The organism is Blastococcus sp. SYSU DS0973 (assembly GCF_054051055.1).
In genome coordinates this window covers 439,627-460,752 of record NZ_JBJHAN010000001.1, presented here as the reverse complement: position 1 = coordinate 460,752, position 21,126 = coordinate 439,627, and the positions used below count along the sequence as shown (strand labels likewise).

Annotated in this window: 21 protein-coding genes and 1 tRNA gene; 11 read left to right on the top strand and 11 right to left on the bottom strand. The window is 75.0% G+C overall.

Annotation, left to right across the window (positions count from 1 at the left end; translation table 11 throughout):
• Positions 1–76 precede the first annotated feature (76 nt).
• The 4 genes from ACI791_RS02260 to ACI791_RS02245 all read left to right on the top strand — a co-directional run bounded on the left by ACI791_RS02260 (position 77) and on the right by ACI791_RS02245 (position 4,289).
• Positions 77–562, top strand: a complete 486-nt coding sequence (locus tag ACI791_RS02260) for a hypothetical protein (RefSeq protein WP_456584542.1) — start codon at positions 77–79, stop codon at positions 560–562.
• A gap of 55 nt (positions 563–617) precedes the next feature.
• The gene (locus tag ACI791_RS02255) at positions 618–1,760 is read left to right on the top strand and encodes a flavin-containing monooxygenase (protein ID WP_456584541.1); all 1,143 of its coding nucleotides are present in this window, start codon (positions 618–620) and stop codon (positions 1,758–1,760) included.
• A 167-nt stretch (positions 1,761–1,927) separates the two neighbouring features.
• Complete coding sequence (locus ACI791_RS02250) at positions 1,928–3,541, top strand: molybdopterin-dependent oxidoreductase (protein WP_456584540.1); 1,614 nt, start codon at positions 1,928–1,930, stop codon at positions 3,539–3,541.
• A 397-nt stretch (positions 3,542–3,938) separates the two neighbouring features.
• On the top strand, positions 3,939–4,289 hold the full coding sequence (locus tag ACI791_RS02245) for a hypothetical protein (protein WP_456584539.1): 351 nt from the start codon (positions 3,939–3,941) through the stop codon (positions 4,287–4,289).
• An 80-nt stretch (positions 4,290–4,369) separates the two neighbouring features.
• Here ACI791_RS02245 and ACI791_RS02240 read toward each other — a convergent pair whose 3' ends face one another.
• The 6 genes from ACI791_RS02240 to ACI791_RS02215 form a co-directional block, all read right to left on the bottom strand.
• Positions 4,370–5,491, bottom strand: a complete 1,122-nt coding sequence (locus ACI791_RS02240; protein ID WP_456584538.1) for an ArsO family NAD(P)H-dependent flavin-containing monooxygenase — start codon at positions 5,489–5,491, stop codon at positions 4,370–4,372.
• A gap of 101 nt (positions 5,492–5,592) precedes the next feature.
• Positions 5,593–6,069 carry an arsenate-mycothiol transferase ArsC gene (locus ACI791_RS02235; RefSeq protein WP_456584537.1) on the bottom strand — a complete coding sequence of 159 codons (477 nt, stop codon included), beginning with the start codon at positions 6,067–6,069 and terminating at the stop codon, positions 5,593–5,595.
• Positions 6,066–7,511, bottom strand: coding sequence for an FAD-dependent oxidoreductase (locus ACI791_RS02230; protein WP_456584536.1), 1,446 nt, complete (start codon positions 7,509–7,511; stop codon positions 6,066–6,068). Before ACI791_RS02230 ends, ACI791_RS02235 begins: the two co-directional genes overlap by 4 nt.
• Before the next feature lie 8 nt (positions 7,512–7,519).
• On the bottom strand, positions 7,520–8,209 hold the full coding sequence (locus ACI791_RS02225) for an arsenate reductase/protein-tyrosine-phosphatase family protein (protein WP_456584535.1): 690 nt from the start codon (positions 8,207–8,209) through the stop codon (positions 7,520–7,522).
• On the bottom strand, positions 8,206–9,021 hold the full coding sequence (locus ACI791_RS02220; RefSeq protein ID WP_456584534.1) for an aquaporin: 816 nt from the start codon (positions 9,019–9,021) through the stop codon (positions 8,206–8,208). Before ACI791_RS02220 ends, ACI791_RS02225 begins: the two co-directional genes overlap by 4 nt.
• Positions 9,012–9,317, bottom strand: coding sequence for an ArsR/SmtB family transcription factor (locus tag ACI791_RS02215; protein WP_456584533.1), 306 nt, complete (start codon positions 9,315–9,317; stop codon positions 9,012–9,014). Before ACI791_RS02215 ends, ACI791_RS02220 begins: the two co-directional genes overlap by 10 nt.
• A gap of 21 nt (positions 9,318–9,338) precedes the next feature.
• Between ACI791_RS02215 and ACI791_RS02210 the strand changes: the two genes are divergently transcribed.
• Positions 9,339–9,668 (top strand): hypothetical protein, encoded by a 330-nt coding sequence (locus tag ACI791_RS02210; RefSeq protein WP_456584532.1) that lies wholly within the window; start codon positions 9,339–9,341, stop codon positions 9,666–9,668.
• Between the two features lie 263 nt (positions 9,669–9,931).
• Here ACI791_RS02210 and ACI791_RS02205 read toward each other — a convergent pair whose 3' ends face one another.
• The gene (locus tag ACI791_RS02205) at positions 9,932–10,567 is read right to left on the bottom strand and encodes an HD domain-containing protein (protein ID WP_456584531.1); all 636 of its coding nucleotides are present in this window, start codon (positions 10,565–10,567) and stop codon (positions 9,932–9,934) included.
• 70 nt (positions 10,568–10,637) lie between these two features.
• Between ACI791_RS02205 and ACI791_RS02200 the strand changes: the two genes are divergently transcribed.
• A complete protein-coding gene (locus ACI791_RS02200) occupies positions 10,638–10,778 on the top strand; it encodes a hypothetical protein (RefSeq protein ID WP_456584530.1) in 141 nt (46 codons plus the stop codon).
• A gap of 236 nt (positions 10,779–11,014) precedes the next feature.
• Here the strand turns inward: ACI791_RS02200 and ACI791_RS02195 are convergent, their stop codons facing one another.
• From ACI791_RS02195 to orn, 3 genes are all read right to left on the bottom strand, one after another.
• Positions 11,015–11,326: a hypothetical protein gene (locus ACI791_RS02195; RefSeq protein WP_456584529.1), complete on the bottom strand. Its 312-nt coding sequence runs from the start codon at positions 11,324–11,326 to the stop codon at positions 11,015–11,017.
• Between the two features lie 196 nt (positions 11,327–11,522).
• A tRNA-His gene (locus ACI791_RS02190) sits at positions 11,523–11,598 on the bottom strand.
• A gap of 88 nt (positions 11,599–11,686) precedes the next feature.
• Positions 11,687–12,334 (bottom strand): oligoribonuclease, encoded by a 648-nt coding sequence (orn, locus tag ACI791_RS02185; protein ID WP_456584528.1) that lies wholly within the window; start codon positions 12,332–12,334, stop codon positions 11,687–11,689.
• Positions 12,335–12,491: 157 nt separating this feature from the next.
• On the opposite strand from orn, the gene ACI791_RS02180 reads away from it, so the two are divergent.
• Together ACI791_RS02180 and ACI791_RS02175 are read left to right on the top strand one after the other, a co-directional pair.
• Positions 12,492–13,676 carry a hypothetical protein gene (locus ACI791_RS02180; protein ID WP_456584527.1) on the top strand — a complete coding sequence of 395 codons (1,185 nt, stop codon included), beginning with the start codon at positions 12,492–12,494 and terminating at the stop codon, positions 13,674–13,676.
• A 149-nt stretch (positions 13,677–13,825) separates the two neighbouring features.
• Positions 13,826–15,610, top strand: coding sequence for a hypothetical protein (locus ACI791_RS02175; RefSeq protein WP_456584526.1), 1,785 nt, complete (start codon positions 13,826–13,828; stop codon positions 15,608–15,610).
• A gap of 15 nt (positions 15,611–15,625) precedes the next feature.
• Here ACI791_RS02175 and ACI791_RS02170 read toward each other — a convergent pair whose 3' ends face one another.
• Positions 15,626–16,252, bottom strand: a complete 627-nt coding sequence (locus ACI791_RS02170) for an SACE_7040 family transcriptional regulator (RefSeq protein ID WP_456584525.1) — start codon at positions 16,250–16,252, stop codon at positions 15,626–15,628.
• Positions 16,253–16,342: 90 nt separating this feature from the next.
• Between ACI791_RS02170 and ACI791_RS02165 the strand changes: the two genes are divergently transcribed.
• From ACI791_RS02165 to ACI791_RS02155, 3 genes are read left to right on the top strand one after another with little or no spacing between them, the layout of a single operon-like run.
• The gene (locus ACI791_RS02165) at positions 16,343–17,956 is read left to right on the top strand and encodes a carboxyl transferase domain-containing protein (RefSeq protein ID WP_456584524.1); all 1,614 of its coding nucleotides are present in this window, start codon (positions 16,343–16,345) and stop codon (positions 17,954–17,956) included.
• Positions 17,957–17,961: 5 nt separating this feature from the next.
• The gene (locus ACI791_RS02160; protein WP_456584523.1) at positions 17,962–19,962 is read left to right on the top strand and encodes an acetyl/propionyl/methylcrotonyl-CoA carboxylase subunit alpha; all 2,001 of its coding nucleotides are present in this window, start codon (positions 17,962–17,964) and stop codon (positions 19,960–19,962) included.
• Entirely contained in the window at positions 19,962–21,116 is a 1,155-nt protein-coding gene (locus ACI791_RS02155; RefSeq protein WP_347059887.1) for an acyl-CoA dehydrogenase family protein, read from the top strand. The genes ACI791_RS02160 and ACI791_RS02155 overlap by 1 nt, the downstream gene beginning before the upstream one ends.
• Positions 21,117–21,126: the final 10 nt, after the last annotated feature.

The following is a 21,126-nucleotide window of genomic DNA, read 5'->3' as shown; positions in this document are numbered from 1 at the left end:
GGTTCTCCCGGCGTGACCCGGCCGGCCCGCTCCTAGCGTCCGGGCCACACCACAGTCCGCACGCGAGGAGCTCCCGATGGCCGGCACCGTCGACCCGCGCATCCCCGCCGCGACCGCAGCGCTCCCGCCCCACCGGACCGGCGCGCGCGCCGCCCTCGCCCGCCGCCGGCCCACCGGCATCGGCATCGCGGCGGTCGCCGCCAGCCTCACCGCCCTGGCGCCGCTGCCCGACCAGGTGCACGCCTGGATCAGCGCATGGTGCGTGCTGCTCGCCGCGGTTCTCTACCTGGCCTGGGGCACCGCACGCGGCGACCTCGGGAACCGGCGGCTGCTGACGGCGCAGACCGCGGCGGTGCTCGGCTTCGGCGCGGTGGCGATGGCGGCCGTGGCCGTCGACCTGACCGCCGCCCGCTACGTGCTGGCGGCCGGCTGGCTGGCCCACGCCGCCTGGGACGTCGTCCACCACCGCATCGGCCGGGTCGTGCCCCGCTGGTACGCCGAGACCTGCCTGGTCGCCGACCTCCTGCTCGCCACCGCGCTGCTCACCGTCGGCCTCGCCTGACCGGCGTTCCCCCGCCCGTTCGCTCACCGCCCGTCCTCGCTGCTCCGGAGATCCCATGCCCACGCCCAGGTCCGTGTCCGCCGGCGCCCCCGAGGCCCTCGACGTGCTCGTCGTCGGCGCCGGCCAGGCCGGCCTCGCGCTCGGTCACCACCTCGCCGCCCGCGGAGCGAGCTTCCTGCTGGTCGACGCCGCACCCGAGATCGGCCATTCGTGGCGCTCCCGGTGGGACTCGCTGCGGTTGTTCAGCCCCGCCCAGTACGACTCGCTGCCCGGCCTGCCGTTTCCCGCGCCCGTCGACAGCCACCCGAGCAAGGACGACGTCGCCGACTACCTCGCCGCCTACGCCGCGCACTTCGCCCTCCCGGTGCGGCTGGCCACCCCCGTTCTGCGGCTGCACCGCGACCCCGACGGGACCTTCGCGGCCACCACCCCGACCGGAACGCTGCGGGCCAGGCAGGTCGTCGTCGCCACCGGCCCCTTCCAGACGCCGCACGTCCCCGCCCTCGGCGATCGGCTGGACCCGGGCGTGCCGCAGCTGCACAGCGCCGAGTACCGGAACCCGACCCAGCTGCCCGGCGGCGGTCGGGTGCTGGTCGTCGGTGCGGCCAACTCCGGCCTGCAGATCGCCGCCGAGTTGGCCGCCGCGCAGCCGGTCACCGTCGCGGTCGGCACCCGGCCGACCGAGCTGCCCCAGCGCATTGCCGGCCGCGACCTGTTCTTCTGGCTGACCCGCTCGGGGTTCTTCACCGTGCCCGCACACACCCGCATCGCCCGCCGGCTGCGCGCCCGCGGCGACATCGTCATCGGCACCCGCAGCGGCACTCTCCGCCGCTGCGGCACCGACTTCCGGCCCCGGCTCCTCGACCTCACCGGCCGCACCGCCACCTTCGCCGACGGCAGCACCGTCGACGTCGGCGCGGTTGTCTGGGCGACCGGCTACCGACCCGACTACGCCTGGCTGCACGTGCCCGGCGTCGTCGTCGACGGGCAGGTCAGCCACACCGGTGGGACGACCGCTGTGCCGGGCCTGCACTTCCTCGGTCTGCCCTGGCAGACCTGCCGCGGCTCGGCCCTGCTCGGGTTCGTCGGCGCCGACGCCGAGGCGCTGGCCGCCCGTCTGACCGGGGACGCCGCCGGGCCGCAGCAGCGCACCGCGCCCGGACCCGAAGCGGCAACCCCGGTGGTTTTCCCGGTGTGACGCCGGCGATGCGTTCCTAGCGTCGGCCGCAGCGCACCGACGTCCGTCCTGGCGGCCGCGCTGGCGAGGGCCGCACACCCCGTCGCGCCGGCCGGCTCACACCCGGCCGGACCGCCGGCCCGCCACTGATCGCGCCCTGACCGACCCGCGCACCCGAGGAGCCCTCGATGACCGCCCACCCCCTTCCTGGTCCGCGTCCCGGGCGGACCGGCCTGCTCGCCGGTCTGCTCGCCGCCGCGGCCGGTGAGATCGCCGCCTCCGCCACCGGCCGTGGCCGCTCGCCGTCCTCCGGCCTGGCCCGCGGCTTGGTCGACGCCTCCCCGGCGATGCTCGTCGACGGCGGTGTCGCCCTCGTCGGCCGGGCCGACAAACCGGGCCTGGCCGTGCTCGCGGCTGGTGCGAGCGGCCTCGCCGCGGCCGCCGGCGGCACCCTGGCCGGCCGCCGTCCGGTGCTCGGCGCCGCGGTGGCCACTGCTCCGCACGCCGTGGGCGGCTACCTCGCGCTGCGCCGCGGAGACGCCTCGGCCCGGGACACCGCCGCCGCCACGGCCGCCGGCATGCTCACGGCCGCGGCCGCGGTCGCCCCGCTGCCGGTACCGCGGTCGGCGGTGCTGGCCGCCGCCGCGGCGGCCACGGGCGCGGTCGTGGCCGCGGACCGGCGCGCGCGCCGTCGCGGCGCTGCCGCGCTGCGTGACCGGGTGGCGTTGCCGACCCCCGTCCGGCCGCTGCCGCCGGTGTCCGCCGCCGACCCGGCACCGCAGACCGGCGTCGCCCCGCTGCTGGCCCAGCCCGGCGAACTGGTCGTCATCGACGTCACCGTCCCCGAGCCGCGCACCGACCTCGGCACCTGGCGACTCGAGGTGGACGGCGAGGTGGAGCGGCCGCTGTCCCTTCCCCTCCGCGAGCTGCTCGCCCTGCCCCTGGAGGAGCGGGATCTGCTGATGATCTGCGTGCACAACCCGGTCGGCGGCGACCGGATGGGCTGTGCCCGCTGGACCGGCATCGGCCTGGCCGAGCTGCTCGAGCGGGCCGGCGTCTCCGGCGACGACGGCTGGCTGGTCGCCGAGGCCGTCGACGGCTACACCAACGTGCTTCCCCTGTCCGTCGCTCGCGCCCAGGGCTTCCTCGCCGTCGGCATGGCCGGCCGGCCCCTGCCCCGCGAGCACGGCAGCCCGGCCCGGCTGCTCGTGTCCGGCCGGCACGGGCAGGACGGCAACATCAAGTGGCTGCGGCGCCTCACCGTCACCTCAACCCCGCCGCTGTCCTACTGGGGCTCCCGCGGCTGGGCCGACGGCACCTACCCGGTGCACCCGGCCGCCCGGATCGATGCCCCCGGCCAGCACGCCCACATCGAGCCCCGCGAGATCGTCGTCCGCGGCTACGCCTGGGCGCCGCCGGTCGGCGTCGACCGCGTGCAACTGCAGATCGACGGCGGCCCGTGGACCGACGCCACCCTCGGCGTCGACCTCGGCCCGGATGCCTGGCGGCCCTGGACGGCCCGCTGGGCGGCCCCGCCTGGTCCGCACCGGCTGCGCGTCCGGTGCCGCACGACCACCGGCCAGTGGCAGGAGGAGCAGACCGCGACCCCGTTCCCGCATGGGGTGCACGGCATCCACGCCGTTCCTGTCCACGTCGGCAGCGGGCCGGTGGTTCCGGCGATCCGACGCCTGGTGAGCGATGGCGCCACACGCATGAGCTGGGCCGCGCGCAGCGTCGCAGCCTGGCGACACCGGGCGTCCAGCGGTTCGACGACCACCTGGAGCGCCGGCGGGACGAGCTGATCCCCGACCAACGGCCGGCGTCCGACAGCGAGGGGAGCCTCCGGGCGTCGTCGTGCTTGTCCAGCGCGGGCCGGAGAACGGGAGAGGCCCTGGTCAGTGAACTGACCAGGGCCTCCACCGGGTGGGGTGAGCGACGGGGCTCGAACCCGCGAGTGAGGCCGGTCCCGGGCCTGGTGGCCCGGCAAGTGCCCAGGTCAGCCGGTTGATGAGCGTCTTTGATGGTCCTGAGCCGTCCTGAGCCCAGCTGTGCGTGTCCTTCGCCCCCAATCTGCCCCCCGATGAGCGGAGCCAGGGGCACACCGCAGCCGGAGAACATCGCGCTGAGGGAACGCGCCGCCGGCGGCGCCTGTCCTGGCGGTGATTGCCCAGCCGCCCCGGGCGCTGACCGGTCCAGGTCATGACCGAAGAAGAGCTCGCCGAACTTCGCGCCTACAAGCCGGCCGAGGTCGCCCAGATGCTGAACGTCCCCATCACCCGGCTGGAGACGTGGGCCCGCAAGGACCGAGTCCCTCATCTGCGCGCCGGTGTCTCGCGCGGGGTGGAGTTCACCGTCAATGACATCCGGTGGAACGGCCGGATGCGGCCCGAGCTGATGGGAGGACGCCACGGCGGCGGCCCGGACGCGTCGCAGGGACCGGAGGCCGACTCCGCGAGGGCTAGCGTGCAGCCGACGCCGGAGGTCATCGCCGGGTGGGCACAGCTGCGCGCGCATCGGCCGGCAACTCGGACCGGGACGCACAGCCGCTGACCTGGGATCGACCGGCCGGGTCGGCGGCAGTGACGGCATGGTCAGCCGACGCCTGTCAGCAGGGCCAGGGCCACATCTGGCTAGCTCCCGTCTCCGCTCTGCGGCCGGTGCCCGAGGGCGCCGGCGAGTTCGGTGGCGGTGTCCCGGGCGGTGCGACCGACGCCGACCAGCGTGGCCGACGCGTCGCCGGTCCAGTCGCCGTAGCCCACCAGCCACAGCCGCGGTTCACCAACGGCGCGGGTGCCGGCGACGGCGATCAGGCCGCTCGGCTCGCGTAGCCCGAGCGGGCGGAGGTGAGCGAGCGCCGGACGGAAGCCGGTGCACCAGATGACCGCGTCGAAGGGGTGCTCGCGGCCGTCCGCGCCGACGACACCGCCGGCGGTGAGTCGGGTGAACATCGGCTGCGGCGTCAGCGCGCCGCGGTCACGGGCGGCCTGGACGGGCCCGGTGACCACGATGTCGCCGAGGCCACCGACGCCCCCGGGGTCGGGCTGACCCGCCTGCCGGGCTCGCCACCTGGCGGTGGCCAGGTCGAACAGCGCCCGCCCGTCGACGTCGTCAGGGAGGAACCGGGGCGGCCGCCGGACGTACCAGGTGGGGTCGGCAACCGGGTGCAGGTCGGCGACGATCTGGGCGGCGCTGTTCCCGCCGCCCACCACGCCCACCCGCTGCCCGGCGAACGGCGCCGGGTGGACGTAGTCGGCGGCGTGCAGCTGCTGGCCGGTGAAGGTGCCCTGGCCCGGGGAATGCGGCCAGAACGGCCGGGTCCAGGTGCCGGTGGCCGAGACGACCGCTCGTGCCGACCAGGTCCCGGCGTCGGTGGTGACCAGGAGTCGGGACCCGCTGCGCTGCACCGCCGTGACCCGGACCGGGCGGCGCACCGGCAGGGCGTACCGGTCGGCGTAGGCGCGCAGGTAGGCCACGACCTCGTCGCGGGTGGGGTAGCCGTCCGTCGGCGGCATCGGCCAGCCCGGCAGGCTGCTGTATCCCGCGGGGGAGAAGGCGCGCAGCGAGGCCCACATGTGCCGCCACGCCGCACCCGGGTCGGGGTCGGCATCGAGCAGCACGAAGCTGAGCGACGTGCGCCGGGTCAGGTAGAAGCCGGTGGCCAGCCCGGCCTGACCGGCTCCGATGACCACCACGTCGACGTCGGACGGCGCCGTCGCCGGCGGGCAGGCTGGTGTCGAGGTGCTGAGCTCCACGCGTCGGCGGGGTCAGGTACCCGACGGGGCGGTGTCGGACACCGACGACCGCAGGTCCAGCTGCGGGTCGAGCCGGGTCCCGACGGGGGAGGGCGTGACGGTCACGAGGACTCCGGGACGGACGGAGTGCCGGTGAGGTCGGCGATGAGGGCCTGGACGCGGCGGTCGATCTCGTCGCGCAGTGGCCGGATGCCCTCGGTGTCCCAGCCGGCCGGGTCGGACAGACGCCAGGTCTCGTACCGCACCCCGACGGCGTGCGGCAGGTCGAGGCCGGGCTTCATCGCGACGACGACGTTGGCGGCGGCGACCCGCTCGGCGGTGATGGCGGTGGGCCGGTGGGTCGAGGCGTCGATGCCGAGCTCGGCGAGCGTGGCGATCGTCGATGCGCTCGGCTCGGGATCGGGGGTCGTGCCGGCCGAGTCGGCCTCGATGCGGTCGGCGGCGCGGTGGCGGGCCAGTGCGACGGCCAGGGCGGAGCGGCCGGCGTTGTGCGCGCAGACGAACAGCACCCGGGGTCGCCGGCCCGCGGGGGTGTCGGCGGTCGGGCCGCTGGTCATCGCTGTCTCGGTCGCTCTCATGCCGGTGAGGGTGCGGGGCGGGCGCCGGTGGACAGCCGGGCCGGTGCGTGTTCGGTCAGCCAGGCCTGCGCCGCGATCTGCACGGCGTCCCACGGGGAGCCCAGCGGCGGGGTGTAGGACAGGTCGAGGGCGAGCAGGTCGGCGACGGTCATGCCGTGGAACAGGGCGGTGGCGTAGGTGTCCACCCGCTTGGCGGTCTCGGTGCCGCGACGGCCGATCAACTGGGCGCCGAGCAGCCGGCCGGTGTCGGCGTCGCCGGTGATCCGGATCGTGATCGGCTGGGCGCCCGGGTAGTAGGCCTTGTGGTCGTCGGCGACCGTCGTGGTGGAGACCGGCCGGTATCCGGCGGCGGTGGCCTCGTGCTCACGCAGCCCGGTGCGCGCGGCCACCGCGTCGAACACCTTGACCACCTGGGTGCCGAGGCTGCCGGCGTAGCGGGCGGCGCCACCGAGGGCATTCTCCCCGGCCACCCGGCCCTGCTTGTGCGCGGTGGTGCCCAGCGGCAGGTAGGTCACCCCGGCAAGGCGGTGGTGGGTGACCACGCAGTCCCCGGCGGCCCACACGTCCGGCAGGTCGGTGGCCATGCCCTCGTCGACCACGATGGCGCCGCGCGCGCCGGTCCGGGCTCCGGCGGTGACCAGCAGGTCGGTGTCCGGGCGGACGCCGACGCTGATCAGCACCACGTCGACGTTCCAGCCGACGGGCTCGCCGTCGGGTCCGGTGCCGGACACCTGCAGTCGGCCGGCGCCGTCGACGAAGCCGCCGGGGGTGCTGTCGCCGCGGGCGAGAGCGGTGACCGCGGTGCCGGTGTGCACCTGCACGCCCCGGCGGGTCAGCTCGGCGCGGACCAGCGCGCCGAGCCCGACGTCGACGGTGGGCAGCACCTCGGGCAGCATCTCCACCTGGTGCACCGTCAGGCCGCGGGCGGTGAGCGCCTCGGCCATCTCCAGGCCGATGTAGCCGGCGCCGACGATCAGCGCCGACCGGGCGCCGGACCGCTCCAGTGAGTCGGTGAGCGCGAAGGTGTCCTCCATCGTATGCAGCAGGTGCACCCCCTCAGCCGGGCCGAGGCCGGCCAGCCCGTCGATCGGCGGGCGGACCGGCACGGCCCCGATGCCGACGACCAGCCGGTCGTAGTCCAGCGACTCGGTGCTGCCGTCGGCGGCCCGGACGGCGATCCGGTGACCGTCGACGTCGATGCCGGTGGCCCGAGTGTCCAGGCGCAGCTGCATGCCGGTGGCCTCCAGGTCGGCCCGGCTGCGGTGGGCCAGGTTGCGCCAGTCGTCGACCTCGCCGGAGACGAAGTACGGGATCCCGCAGATGCTGTAGTTCGGGTAGGCGTCGGCGACCACGAGGGTCACCTCGGCCGACGGGTCCAGCTCGCGGGCGCGCAGCCCGGCGGAGATGCCGGCGTCCGAGCCGCCGACGACCAGCAGGCGCATGCCGCTGCTCACCGGGCCGCAGCCGGCGACGGCGGGGACACGGGGGCCGGCAGGTCCAGGTCGGGCAGCAGCGACGCGATGAGCTCGCGGACGCGGGCGTCGAGATCGGCGCGGATGGCGGCGACCTGCGTCGCCGTGGCGCCGGCGGGGTCGGCGACCGGCCAGTCCTCGTAGCGGCGGCCCGGCACGACCGGGCACTCGTCGCCGCAGCCGAGGGTGACCACGACGTCGGCGGCCGACAGCACGTCGTGGGTCAGCGGCTTGGGGAACTCCTGACCGAGGTCGAGTCCGACCTCGGCCATCGTCGAGGTGACCTCGGGGTGGATGGCCTCGGCCGGGTCGGAGCCGGCGGTGTAGACGTGCACGCACTCGCCGGCGTAGGACCGCAGCATCGCTGCCGCCATCTGGCTGCGCCCGGCGTTGTGCACGCAGACGAACAGCACCGCGGGGGTCCGGTGAGTGCGCTTGCCCTCGGCCAGCGCGCGGGCGTCGAGCCGCTCGCAGGCGAACCGGCCGGCGAGCACCGGCAGGAAGCTGGTCACGCGGGCGGTCCTGGCGAGGCGGTCGTAGCTGTCCCGGTAGACGGCCGCCACCTCCTCGCGGGGGAACCGGTCGGCGTAGTCGCGGGCCAGGTCGTCGACGATCCGGCGCACCTGCGGGTCGTGGGCGACCTGGTCACCCGGCGTGTTCGCGGTCATGGCCGTGCTCCTTCCTGCACCGGCGTCTCCGCCGGGTGGGGGGCGCCGCCGGCGGCGGTGCCGGGAGGTCCTGGGGTGGCGGAACCGGAAGCCGACGCAGCCGGCTGTCCGTCGTGCGGGACGACGGCGGCACCGGCGCTCTCGCGGATCCGGGGGTACACCCGCGCTACGGTGCCGACCGCGGCGGTCGCGCCGACCAGCTTCGCGAGGACGAACGGCGGCACCGAAGACGGGGCGATGCCGACGAAGGTGTCCGACAGCGTCCGGGCAGCGGCCACCTGGGGGTTGGCGAACGACGTGCTCGACGACCAGAAGTAGGCCGCCGCGATGTAGGCGCCGACGGCGAAGGGCGCCAGTCCGCCACGGCCGGCGCGGACGAGGCCGAAGACGAGGACGACCAGGCCGAAGGTGGCCAGCACCTCCGACAGCAGCAGCCCACCCCCGGAGCGCTCGGTGGTGGCGACGCTCACCGCCGGCAGCTCGAACATCAGGTTGGCTGCGATCGCACCGACGGCACCGCCGGTGAACTGCGCGGGCAGGTACACCGCGGCCTGGCGGGAGCTCACCCCGCCGAGGACGCGGTCGGCCAGGGTGACGACCGGGTTGAAGTGGCCGCCCGAGACCGGGCCGAACGCGAGGATCAGCGCGACCAGGCCGACGCCCGTGACCAGCGCGTTCTCCAGCAGCTGCAGGCCGGGGTCGGACGGGGACAGCCGCTGCGCGGCGATGCCCGAGCCGATGACGACCGCGACCAGCCCTGCCGAGCCGAGGAACTCCGCCAGCCCCTGCCGGGCCAGCAGGCTCAGTCGCACGGCCGCTTCACCGCCAGCGCCCGCCGGGCCCGCGTCGCCAGCCGGGCGTAGTGCTCCGAGGCGGCCTCCAGCACCTCCGGGTGCAGCCGGTAGTAGGTGAACCGGCCGGCCGGCTCGGCCTGCACCGCGCCGAGCCGCCGCAGCACGGCGAGGTGGTTGGAGATGTTGCTGCTCGTCGCACCGGTGAGTTCGACGAGGTGGCAGACGCACAGCTGCTCACTGGCGAGCGCCTCGACGATCCGGGCCCGGGTGGGGTTCGCAAGCGCCCGCAGCAACTCGTCAGTCACCGGTGACATCAGCACAGGCTGAGCAAACGCGTGTCGGCGCGGCCGGTCAAGCGAACAGTCGGTGAACGGTCGCCCGGCGGCCTCCACCAGGGCAGGTCAGCCGGTGGCCAACACCGCCCGCAGGGCCGCGCCACCCAGGACAAGGCGTGGCTGACCGGCCCCGGCGGCGAGCGCTGGGAGGTCCACACGGTGCTGGCCGACGACGACGCCTTCGGCAACAGCCCGCAGGCCCTCATCGACGCCGGCCAGGCGCCCGAGAGCGGCGTCTGCTGCGGCACCGCCCAGAACCCTGCCGACCAGCCGGCCACCGGCACCGCCGACGACCCCCAGCCGGCCGCATCCGCCGCGGCCTGCTGCTGACTCCACGACGCCGGGAGGCACGGAACGTCATGCCCCCGCACGTCGCCCAGCTCATCGCCGCCGACCGCGCCGCCGAGCTGCAGGCGCAGGCGCAGGCGACCAACGCCTACGTGGCCGCGATCACGCGTTGCCGCCGGCCGTCGTCCTGGGCCGGCACTGCGCGGCGCGCCGCCGCCGCCGTCGTCGTCGCGACGCTGCGCATTGCGCTGCACCCGTCCCGCCTCGACCTGCGCCGCCGACAGCCCTCGGCCCCTACGCGGGGCTCACTCCGACTGTTGTGGCCCGAGCACCTCGCGGGCCAGCTCGGCCAGGGCGGCGCGCTCCTCGACCCGCCGTACCGCGCCCCTGACGACCGGAGCGCGCTGCGCGTGCACGCGGCCGTTCGGACTGTCGGGGCCGTGTCGGCGCAGCATCTCGGCCAGCCGCTCCTCCACGGTCACGATCTGCCCGTCGGGGCCGGTGGTCTGGTCGGCGTAGGTGAGCGCGTCGGCCACTGGGCCGTGGCCGTAGTGGAGCGCGGAGAAGGCCCGCATCGGGTCGTCCAGCCCGTGAACCGCGGCCACGAACCGGGCAGCCGAGTGGTGCGCCACCAGTGCAGCCACCGGTTCCGGCCAGCCAAGGGCTTGCAGGTGCCAGGCGCCGTCGAGAGGGTGGAAGCCCGAGGCGTGCAGCGTGGGGGCGTAGCCGATGTCGTGAAGCCACGCGGCTGCGACAAGCAGTGGCCGGTCGGCCCGCGGGACCGCGGCCGCCGCGTCGGCGGCTCGCCGGGCGACCCCGCAGGTGTGCCGCCAGCGGCCGTCCAGATCGGCGAGCAGTTGGGAGGCCAGACCACGGGCGGCCTCGACGAGCGGGGAACCGATGGCCGCGTCGTGCAGCCCCCGCTGTTGAAGGTTGAGCACCTGATGACGCTATGCCCAGGGGTAGAGGCGGCGCGCGCCGGACTGGCGGGTCAGAGCTTGTCGTCAGCTGATGAGCCTGCGGCACTGCGTGCACAGCCCGGCGACCGGCCGTGGCGGCGGCCACCACACCGGCAGCGTGGCGATGACCGGAACCCCGCACATCGCGGGCAGCTCACCGTCGTCCTCGGTGTTCCGGGCAGCCGCGGCGTGAACCGGCCTTACCAGATCGTCGGTTCGAGCACGCGTGGACGCTCTTCCGGGTGATCGTCGCGACTGCGCGGGAGTGGCCCCTCCGGAGCCCCCGGCCGCCCGCCCACGGCGTCAGTGACGCGACGTACCGCACTCCCTGCAGCGCTTGCGCCGGACCGACGTCGGCCGTCGGCAGTTCTCGCACGTCCAGGTGGCCTGACCGGTGTTCGTGGTGCTCATCGCCGTCCCCCTGGTGCTTCACCCTAACCGGCATGGATCTCCGCCGGATGAACAAGTCGGTGCGCGACCGAAGGTAGGCCGCTGGCGTGTCGCGCTCGGCGAGCGCCGCCTGGAGCAGCGCGGTGGCTTCAGGGGGTCGTCGCTGTCGAGCACCTTGCGGGTGGTGGCCAGGCCCCGCAGGCCGGCCATGCCGACGAACTGCTCGGCCGCGTCGCGGCCGTAGAAGGGCAGGTAGGACCGCGCCGGCAGGCCGGCGACGCCGTTGCGCCAGTAGACGCGGTGGTGGCGGCCGCGCTGCTCGATCCAGAGGCTGGGGGGCTTGAGGGACATGGTGGGTGTGCTCCGTGCGGTTGGTCGGGAAGGAACCAGCCGGACCGTCGGGACCTGTCTGCTTTGCGCAGTCGCCCCGTCACTGCCCCCCCGATCTGCCCCCCAGACGAGGGGGCAGCGGCGTTCCGGAGGCCGCCAGCGGCGGCGCCGGAACGACGAAGGCCCTGGTCAGCGAACTGACCAGGGCCTCCACCGGTGGGGTGAGTGACGGGGCTCGAACCCGCGACACCCAGGATCACAACCTGGTGCTCTACCGACTGAGCTACACCCACCGTGCCTCCGCCCGGACGCAGGCGCCCGGAGGGAACGGGACAACGATACCGGAGCCGGTGCGCGACTCCGTCGGGGGAGTCGGGGCGGTCAGGCGGTGGCGGCGTCCCCGGACGCGAGCAGCTCGGCGAACGAGCCGACGACCTGGTCGGCGGCCTTCTTCGCCTGGTCGCCGCTGGGGCCCGGCGCCGGCACGAACAGCGTGCGCCGGTAGTAGGCCAGCTCCCGCACCGACTCGATGATGTCGGCCAGCGCCCGGTGGGCGAGCCCCTTGGGGGGCTGGGCGAAGTACACGCGGGGGAACCAGCGGCGGGCCAGCTCCTTCACCGAGGAGACGTCGACCATCCGGTAGTGCAGGTGGTCGTCGAGCTCGGGCATGTCGCGGGCGAGGAAGCCGCGGTCGGTGCCGATCGAGTTGCCGCACAGCGGGGCCGTGCGCCGGTCGGGCACGAACCGCTTCACGTAGGCGAGGATCTGCTGCTCGGCGTCGGCGACGGTCAGGGTCGCCGCCCGGACGGCCTCGGTGAGACCCGACTTGGCGTGCATCTCCGCGACGAACTCGGTCATGCCGTCGAGGTCGGCCTCGTCGGCGGAGATGATCAGGTCCAGCCCCGGGTCCACGACGTTGAGCTCCGAGTCGGTGATCAGGACCGCGACCTCGATCAGCTTGTCCTTGGTCAGGTCCAGCCCGGTCATCTCGCAGTCGATCCAGACCAGGTGTCCCGCGCTCTCCGCCACGTCGCCCGACAGTACGCACCGCGTGTCCCGGCCGCCCCGATCACCCCGCGTGTCCTCGCATGTCCCACCGTGCCCGGGGGCGCGACCGGAACGGCCCGGGATCGGCGGGGATGACGGCTAGGGTCGCCGGAACGTCCTCTCGTCAGGAAGCTCTTCCGTGTCTTCTGCACCCGCCCCCGCAGCGACCGCCGTGCCGCAGGCGCCGGGAACGCTCCGCGCCGGTCTGGCCCACCCGATCGCCCTGGTGAGATGGCTCTGGGCGGCGTACATGACCCCCGGCCGCCCGGGCCGCGCGACCGACCAGACCGAGCTGCGCTGGATCTACACCGCGTGGCTGGCGGCCTTCCTGCTCAAGATGCTCGGCTCGTCCTGGGACGTCTCCTGGCACTTCAAGTGGCTGCGCGACGACCTCGCGCCCCCCCACCTGCTCAACACCGTGGGCACCGCGGCCGTCGTCGTCCTGGTGCTGTTCCACAGCTACAGCGGCTACGGGGTCGACCGGCGGGCGCTGCGGCTGATGCAGGTCGGCATCGCCGCCTTCCTGGTCGCGATCCCGGTCGACCTCGTCAACCACCGGGTCAACGGCCTGGACATCACCAGCTGGAGCCCCAGCCACGCCCTGCTCTACATCGGGACGGCGATCATGCTGGCCGGCGCGCTGCGCGGCTGGTGGCTGCACGCCGCACCCGGCCGCACCCGGGAGCTGGTCTCGCTGGGCCTGTGGCTGTTCTTCCTGGAGAACGTCGTCTTCCCGAACCAGCACCAGGAGTACGGCGTCCTGTCGCTGGAGGCGTACGCCGCGGGGCGGACGACGGCCGAGCCGTCCCTGCTGGACTTCGCCGCCGCGCAGGGCCAGACCCCCACGATGTTCATGCTGCCGGTGCCCTCCTGGGTGCACCCCGCGTGGCTCGTCTGCGCCGGCCTGCTCACGCTGGTGGTGGCCCGCACGGTGGTCGGGCTGCGCTGGACGGCGTCGGTCATCGCGATCGGCTACCTCGGCTACCGCGGGGTCATGTGGCTCGGCCTCGTCGCGACCGGATTCCCGCCCTCGGTGCTCCCGGTGGTGCTCGTCCTGGGCGCGGTGCTGATCGACGTCGCCGTCACCCGGGGCCTTCCCGGGTGGGTGGCCGCGCCGGTCGTCACGGCCGCCGTGTACGCGGCCGCGGTCCCGCTGGACGCGTTGGGCCTGCTGCCGCCGTGGAACTGGTGGTCGGTGCTGCCGGTCGCCGTCGGGTTCACCGCCCTGTGGAGCGCGGTGGACGTGCTGGAGCACAGCTCCCGGCGGACCCGCTGCCGGGCCGCGGACGAGCCGGCCGCCGCGGCGGAGCGCGTCGCCGCCTGACCCGGCTGCGCCGGCTCACGACGCCCGGCCGGCCCGGTCCGTGACGTAGCGTCGGGGGACGGCTGCGCCAGGCCTGCAGGCCGGTGCTCCGCGCCGGCTCCTGCCCGGCGCAGCCCTGACCGCATACACCGATCGCCCCGGAGGACGACGTGCTGGCCCTGACCCCGGCGCCGCTGCAGACGGCGGGGGAGCGCGCCTTCTTCGGCGAGCTCGCGCGGTGGGACACCGGCGCCTCGGTGCGCGCCGCCGTGGTCGCCTCCGTGCCGCTGGTCGACGGGCCGCTCGGCCGCCGCCAGTCCGACGCGGTCCTGCTGGTGCCCGAGGGCATCGCGGTCATCCGCGTGGTCGAGGTGCTCCGGCAGTCCGGCGTCGTCACGGCGACGCCCGAGGGCGCCTGGACCATCGCCCCCGAGGGTGGCCCCAGCCAGGTGCTGCAGCTGGCCGGCGGCGGGTCCAGCCCGCTGGACGGGTTGATGCGGGCCGGCATGGACACCGCCGTGAAGCTGCGGCGGGCGGGCCTGGAGCCCGGCCGGATCGCACGCCTCACCGTCCTGGTCGGCGAGATCACCGGCCTGGTGCCGGCCGATGGCGACCTCGGCGAGGGCGACCAGGTGGCCACCCTGGACCCGCGCTCGCTGCTGCTGGCCTTTGCCCGCGCCAGCCGTCACGCCGGCGTCGACAACCCCCGCCTGTGGACCACCGCCGACGTGCGGGCCGCGCTCGAGGCGCTGGAGCTGCCCGGCCGGGGCCCGACGGTCGAGGAGCTCAACGGAGAGGCCTTTCCGTACTCGCCGTACGTGCTGCGCCGTCCTCAGCTGCTCACCCCGGCGGCGATGAACGCCTCCTCGGTGGCGGCTCCGCCGGCCGCCCGCGTCGAGGGGCCGGATGCGCCGGCCCCCGCGGGGCCGGCGCCCCTCGCCGACGACGGGCCGGATGCGCCGGCCCCCGGCGGGAACCCGCCGAGCGCGACCGCCGTGGCGCGGGCGGTGGCGGCCTCGGTCGCCTCCGCGCACGCGGCCGCGGTGGCGGCCGCCGCGCCGGCAGCTCCGGCGCCCGACCTCACCCGGCAGCGCGACACCGTCGAGGTGGACGGCCCGCCTGCGCCGCCGGGCGGTGACGCCGGCATCGGTGGCCTCTTCGGCGGTGCCGAGCGCGACCGCCGCCCCGACGGTGGGGCGGCACCGCCCGGTGGCCCCCGGACGGCCGTGCTCCCGGCGGCGCCCCGGTCGGCCGAGCCACCGGCCCGGCCACCGCTGTCCCCGGCCTGGGGTGCCACCGCCTCCGGGCGGGACGACGACGCTCCGCCCGGCCGGCGCCGCTGGACCGCGGCCCTGGTCGCCGGCGTCGTCGCCCTGGTGGCGCTGGTCGGGGTGGGTGCCTGGCTCCTGTTCGGCGGCGAGGCGGACCAGGACGTCCCCGGTGCCGGCGGTTCGCCTGCCCCGGGCACTGCCGCGCCGGGGCCTGCCGAGGGCGACGTCCGGTCCGTCGACGGCACCGAGTTCACCGTCGAGGCGGTGCAGGTGGACGACACGTGCGCCGGTCACGCCTACGGCGAGGTGGCCGACTTCTTCGCCGCCACCGACTGCGTGGGGTTGTCCCGAGCGCTGTACTCGACGCAGGTCGACGGCGCGCCGGTCGTCGTCTCGGTGTCCCGGGTGGCCATGTCCGACGCCGCGGCGGCCCGTGAGCTGCGCGCGCTCACCGACCGCGACGGCAGCGGCAACGTCAGTGATCTGCTCCGCGAGGGCGTCACCTACGACGGCGGCCCGGCGGGGCTGCGCTCGGCGGAGTACGCCAGCGCCGTCTCCGGCCCGACCGTCACGGTCGTGGAGAGCGCCTGGGTCGATCCGGCGACCGCCGGCAGCGTGGCCGCGGTGGACGAGATCGCCTCCGACGGACTGGCCCTGCCGGTCCCGCCCCCGCCCGGGGGCTGAGCCGCACCGGGGCCCTCAACCGGTGGCGGCCGCCCAGGCCATGCCGCGCAGTAGCGCGGCCATGGCCGTCCGGTCGAGCCGGCCGGCGCTGTGCGGGGTCGAGTTGATCAGGCCGAAGACGGCGTGCGCGCGGGCCCGGCAGGCCGCCGCGGCCGCGTCCGGGTGCAGGCGCGCGAGCACCGCCACCCACACCTCGACGTAGCGCCGCTGCAGCCGGCGCACCTGCCCGGCCTCGCTGTCGGGCAGTGAGGTGAGGTCCCGGTCGTGCACGACGATGAGCGCGGGGTTGTCGAGGGCGAACTCGACCTGGAAGTCGATCAGGGCGCGCAGCTGAGCCGCGGGATCGGGGCCCGCGGCGGCCACCCGTGCCCGGCCGCCGTCGGCCAGCCGCTCGCTGATGCGCAGCAGCATCTCGGCGAGCATCGCGTCCTTGCTGGTGAAGTGCCGGTAGATCGCGGGCCCGGTCACCCCGACCGCCGCGCCGACGTCGTCCACGCCCACCGACCGCGAGCCCCGCTCGGCGAACAGCTGCGCCGCCGCCTGCAGGATCTGCTCCCGCCGGGACGGGCGCCCGGCGTCGGCGAGCAGGGCGGTGTCCTGGGCGGCGGAGCCCGGGTCCAGGCGGGTGCCGGCCGGCGTCATGCCCGGGATGCTAGCCCCGCCGTGAACGACGGTTCACCCTCCGACGTGTGGGCTGGACCGCGGGTGTGAACGGCGGTTAACCTCGCCCGCGTGGACGCACCGGTGCTTCCCCGGACCCCGTCGGCCGACCCTGGGGCGGCCGCTCGTCACGCCGCGGCGCACGCCGATCTGGTCGCCGACCTGGCCGGGCAGCTGCGGCGGGTGGCCCTCGGGGGCGGTGAGCGCGCCCGCGAGCGGCACACCGCACGCGGCAAGCTGCTGCCCCGCGAGCGGGTCGACGCCCTGCTCGATCCCGGCAGCCCCTTCCTCGAGCTCTCGGCGCTGGCCGCGCACGGGCTCTACGACGGCGAGGCGCCGGCCGCCGGCATCATCACCGGCATCGGCCGGGTGTCCGGACGGGAGTGCGTCGTCGTCGCCAACGACGCCACCGTCAAGGGCGGCACCTACTACCCGATGACGGTGAAGAAGCACCTGCGTGCGCAGGAGGTGGCGCTCCAGAACCGGCTGCCGTGCATCTACCTGGTCGACTCGGGCGGGGCGTTCCTGCCGATGCAGGACGAGGTGTTCCCCGACCGCGAGCACTTCGGCCGGATCTTCTTCAACCAGGCGAACCTCTCCAAGGCGGGTATCGCCCAGATCGCTGCGGTCATGGGGTCCTGCACCGCCGGTGGCGCCTACGTCCCGGCGATGAGCGACGAGGCGGTCATCGTCCGCGAGCAGGGCACCATCTTCCTCGGCGGCCCACCGCTGGTGAAGGCGGCGACCGGGGAGGTCGTGTCGGCCGAGGACCTGGGTGGAGGAGACCTGCACAGCCGGGTCAGCGGCGTCACCGACCACCTGGCCGACGACGACGCGCACGCCCTCCAGATCGTCCGGCAGATCGTCGGCACGCTCGGGCCGCGGGAACCGCGGCCGTGGGACGTGGCACCGGTCGAGGAGCCGCAGTACCCGCCGGAGTCGCTGTACGAGGTCGTGCCGCCGGATCCGCGCACGCCGTACGACGTCCGCGAGGTCATCGCCCGGCTGGTCGACGGCAGCCGGTTCGCCGAGTTCAAACCGCTCTACGGGCAGACGCTGGTCACCGGATTCGCCCGGCTGCACGGGCATCCGGTCGGGATCGTCGCCAACAACGGCGTGCTCTTCGCCGAGTCGGCGCTCAAGGGTGCCCACTTCATCGAGCTCTGCGACCGCCGACGGATTCCGCTGCTGTTCCTGCAGAACATCACCGGGTTCATGGTCGGCCGCGACTACGAGGCCGGCGGCATCGCCAAGCACGGCGCCAAGATGGTCACCGCAGTGGCCTGCGCGCGGGTGCCGAAGCTGACCGTGGTCATCGGCGGCTCGTTCGGCGCCGGGAACTACTCCATGTGCGGGCGGGCGTACTCGCCCCGGTTCCTCTTCACCTGGCCCAACTCGCGCATCTCGGTGATGGGCGGTGAGCAGGCGGCCTCGGTGCTGGCGCAGGTGCGCCGCGACGGCCTGGAGGCGCGCGGTGAGGAGTGGCCGGCCGAGGACGAGGAGGCGTTCAAGGCGCCGATCCGCGATCAGTACGAGTCGCAGGGGCACCCCTACTACGCCACCGCGCGGCTGTGGGACGACGGCGTCATCGACCCGGCGCAGACCCGCACGGTCCTCGGCCTGGCCCTGTCCGCCTGCGCCAACGCGCCGTTGGAGGACGTCGGCTACGGCGTCTTCCGGATGTGAGTGACATGTTCCAGACAGTGCTCGTGGCCAACCGGGGCGAGATCGCAGTGCGGGTGATCCGCACGCTGCGCGAGATGGGTGTCCGGTCGGTCGCCGTCCACAGCGACGCCGACGCCGGGGCGCTGCACACCCGGCTGGCCGACGTCGCCGTCCGTCTCGGCCCGGCGCCCGCGGCGCAGAGCTACCTGTCGATCGAGCGGGTGCTCGACGCCGCCGCCCGCACCGGTGCGCAGGCGGTCCACCCCGGCTACGGCTTCCTGTCGGAGAACGTGGAGTTCGCCCGCGCGTGCGAGAAGGCGGGGATCGTCTTCATCGGTCCGCCGGTCGCGGCCATCGAGGCGATGGGCGACAAGATCCGCGCCAAGCAGACCGTGGTGGCCGCCGGCGTCCCGGTGGTGCCGGGCCGCAGCGAACCGGGCATGAGCGATGACGAGGTGGCCGAGGCCGCCGTCGCCGCGGGCTTCCCGGTCCTGCTCAAGCCCAGTGCAGGTGGGGGTGGCAAGGGCATGCGGGTGGTGCGGTCGCAAGACCAGCTGCCCGACGCGATCGCCGGCGCCCGGCGGGAGGCGCTCAGCTCCTTCGGCGACGACACCCTGCTGGTGGAGCGCTACGTCGGGAACTCGCGGCACATCGAGGTGCAGGTCCTCGGCGACGCGTACGGCAACGTCGTCCACCTGGGCGAGCGGGAGTGCAGCCTGCAGCGGCGGCACCAGAAGGTGATCGAGGAGGCGCCGTCCCCGCTGCTCGACGACGCGATGCGCGCGTCGATGGGCCGCGCTGCCGTGGAGGCGGCGAAGGCGGTGGGCTACACCGGTGCCGGCACGGTGGAGTTCATCGTGGACGCCGACCGGCCACGCGACTTCTTCTTCCTGGAGATGAACACCCGGCTGCAGGTCGAGCACCCGGTGACCGAGCTGATCACCGGCCTGGACCTGGTCGAGCAGCAGGTCCGCATCGCCGCGGGGGAGCGGCTGCCCATCGACCAGAGCGACGTCTCCCTGGACGGGCACGCCATCGAGGCCCGGCTCTACGCCGAGGATCCGACCCGGGGCTTCCTCCCGCAGGCGGGAAGTGTGCTGGGCCTGGTCGAGCCGGCCGGGCCGGGCATCCGCATGGACAGCTCGCTCGCGGTCGGCACGCGCGTCGGCACCGACTACGACCCGATGCTCGCCAAGGTCGTCGCCTGGGCACCGGACCGGGAGACCGCCCGGGCACGGCTGGTGGGCGCCCTCGGGCAGACCGTCGTGCTGGGGGTCGCCACGAACGCGGCCTTCCTGCGGGCGCTGCTCACCGACGACGACGTCGTCGCCGGGAGGCTCGACACCGGGCTGATCGAGCGCCGCGGCGAGCAGCTGACGGCGGCCGAGGAGCCGGCGCCGCACGTCTACGCCGCGGCGGCCCTCGCCCTGCTGGTGGAGGCCGAGCCCGCCGGTCCGGTCGTCGACCGCTGGGACGTGCCCGACGGCTGGCGGCTCGGGGCGTCCGCGTGGACGGTCCGCCGGCTGCAGCTGCCCGGCGCCGATCCGGTGACCGTGCGGGTACGCGGGCGCGCGGCCTCCGCCGAGGTCGCCGTGGGGGATGCGGCGCCGGCGGCGGCGAAGGCGGTCCGGGACGGCGACCGGCTGACGGTCACCTACGACGGGCTGACGTCGTCCTACGCGCTGGTGCACGACGGCGGGACCGTCTGGCTGGCCGCCGGCGGGCACGTCACCGCGCTGCGCGAGCAGGAGCGGCTGTCCACCGCGGCCGGCGCGGCCGCGGGTGACGGCGTCGTCACCTCCCCCATGCCGGGGACGGTGACGGTGGTGCGGGCCTCGGTCGGCGACGAGGTGGCGGTGGGCACCCCGCTGCTGGTCGTCGAGGCGATGAAGATGGAGCACGTGCTCACCGCCCCGGTCGCGGGGACGGTGGCCGAGCTCGGTGTGACGGCGGGCCAGACGGTCGCGCTGGACGAGCGGGTGGCGCTGGTGACCCCGGCGGCCGCGCCTGAGCAGCAGGAGAACTGATGTTGGACTACCGGCTCAGCGACGAGACCGAGGCCCTCCGGAAGACCGTGCGCGAGTTCGCGCAGGAGGTCATCGCCCCGCAGATCGGCGGGTTCTACGAGCGCGACGAGTTCCCCACCGGGATCGTGCGGCAGATGGGCGAGCTCGGGCTGTTCGGCCTGCCGTTCCCCGAGGAGTACGGCGGCGCGGGCGGCACCTACTTCGACCTCTGCGTGGCGCTGGAGGAGCTGGCCCGCGTCGACAGCTCGATGGCGATCACGGTCGAGGCGGGGGTCTCGCTCGGCGCCATGCCGATCTACCGTTTCGGCACGCCAGCGCAGAAGCAGGAGTGGCTGCCCCGGCTGTGCACCGGGGAGGCGCTGGGTGCGTTCGGCTTGACCGAGCCCGGGGGCGGATCCGACGCCGGGGCGACCCGCACCACCGCGCGCCTGGAGGACGGGCACTGGGTCATCAACGGCTCGAAGGCCTTCATCACCAACTCCGGCACCGACCTGACCTCGCTGGTGACGGTGACCGCGGTGACCGGCACGAAGCCGGACGGCGGCAAGGAGATCTCGGCGATCATCGTGCCGTCGGGGACGCCGGGGTTCACGGTCGGCCAGCGCTACTCGAAGGTCGGCTGGAACGCCTCCGACACCCGCGAGCTGTCCTTCGACGACTGCCGGGTGCCCGAGGAGAACCTGGTGGGGGAGCGGGGCCGCGGCTACGCGCAGTTCCTCTCCATCCTCGACGAGGGCCGGATCGCCATCTCGGCGCTGTCGGTCGGGCTGGCGCAGGGCTGCGTCGACGAGTCGGTGAAGTACGCCGGTGAGCGGGAGGCGTTCGGGCAGCCGATCGGCCGCAACCAGGCCGTGCAGTTCATGATCGCCGACATGGAGGTGCGGGCCTCCACCGCGCGGCTGGCGTACTACCGGGCGGCGGAGAAGATGCTGCGCGGCGAGCCGTTCAAGCGCGAGGCCTCGATCGCCAAGCTGTACAGCTCCGAGGTCGCGATGGACAACGCCCGCTACGCGACCCAGGTGCACGGTGGCTACGGGTTCATGAACGAGTTCCCGGTCGGCCGGTTCTACCGCGACGCCAAGATCCTGGAGATCGGCGAGGGGACCAGCGAGGTGCAGCGGATGCTCATCGCGCGCGACCTCGGCGTCGGCTGACTCCCGGAGG

Excerpts from the sequence above, each read along its gene's own strand:
- ACI791_RS02260 (WP_456584542.1), top strand. The coding sequence starts at position 77 with ATGGCCGGCACCGTCGACCCGCGCATCCCCGCCGCGACCGCAGCGCTC.
- ACI791_RS02255 (WP_456584541.1), top strand. The coding sequence starts at position 618 with ATGCCCACGCCCAGGTCCGTGTCCGCCGGCGCCCCCGAGGCCCTCGAC.
- ACI791_RS02250 (WP_456584540.1), top strand. The coding sequence starts at position 1,928 with ATGACCGCCCACCCCCTTCCTGGTCCGCGTCCCGGGCGGACCGGCCTG.
- ACI791_RS02245 (WP_456584539.1), top strand. The coding sequence starts at position 3,939 with ATGACCGAAGAAGAGCTCGCCGAACTTCGCGCCTACAAGCCGGCCGAG.
- ACI791_RS02235 (WP_456584537.1), bottom strand. The coding sequence starts at position 6,069 with ATGAGAGCGACCGAGACAGCGATGACCAGCGGCCCGACCGCCGACACC.
- ACI791_RS02230 (WP_456584536.1), bottom strand. The coding sequence starts at position 7,511 with ATGCGCCTGCTGGTCGTCGGCGGCTCGGACGCCGGCATCTCCGCCGGG.
- ACI791_RS02225 (WP_456584535.1), bottom strand. The coding sequence starts at position 8,209 with ATGACCGCGAACACGCCGGGTGACCAGGTCGCCCACGACCCGCAGGTG.
- ACI791_RS02215 (WP_456584533.1), bottom strand. The coding sequence starts at position 9,317 with ATGTCACCGGTGACTGACGAGTTGCTGCGGGCGCTTGCGAACCCCACC.
- ACI791_RS02200 (WP_456584530.1), top strand. The coding sequence starts at position 10,638 with ATGAGCCTGCGGCACTGCGTGCACAGCCCGGCGACCGGCCGTGGCGGC.
- ACI791_RS02195 (WP_456584529.1), bottom strand. The coding sequence starts at position 11,326 with ATGTCCCTCAAGCCCCCCAGCCTCTGGATCGAGCAGCGCGGCCGCCAC.
- ACI791_RS02170 (WP_456584525.1), bottom strand. The coding sequence starts at position 16,252 with ATGACGCCGGCCGGCACCCGCCTGGACCCGGGCTCCGCCGCCCAGGAC.
- ACI791_RS02160 (WP_456584523.1), top strand. The coding sequence starts at position 17,962 with ATGTTCCAGACAGTGCTCGTGGCCAACCGGGGCGAGATCGCAGTGCGG.
- ACI791_RS02155 (WP_347059887.1), top strand. The coding sequence starts at position 19,962 with ATGTTGGACTACCGGCTCAGCGACGAGACCGAGGCCCTCCGGAAGACC.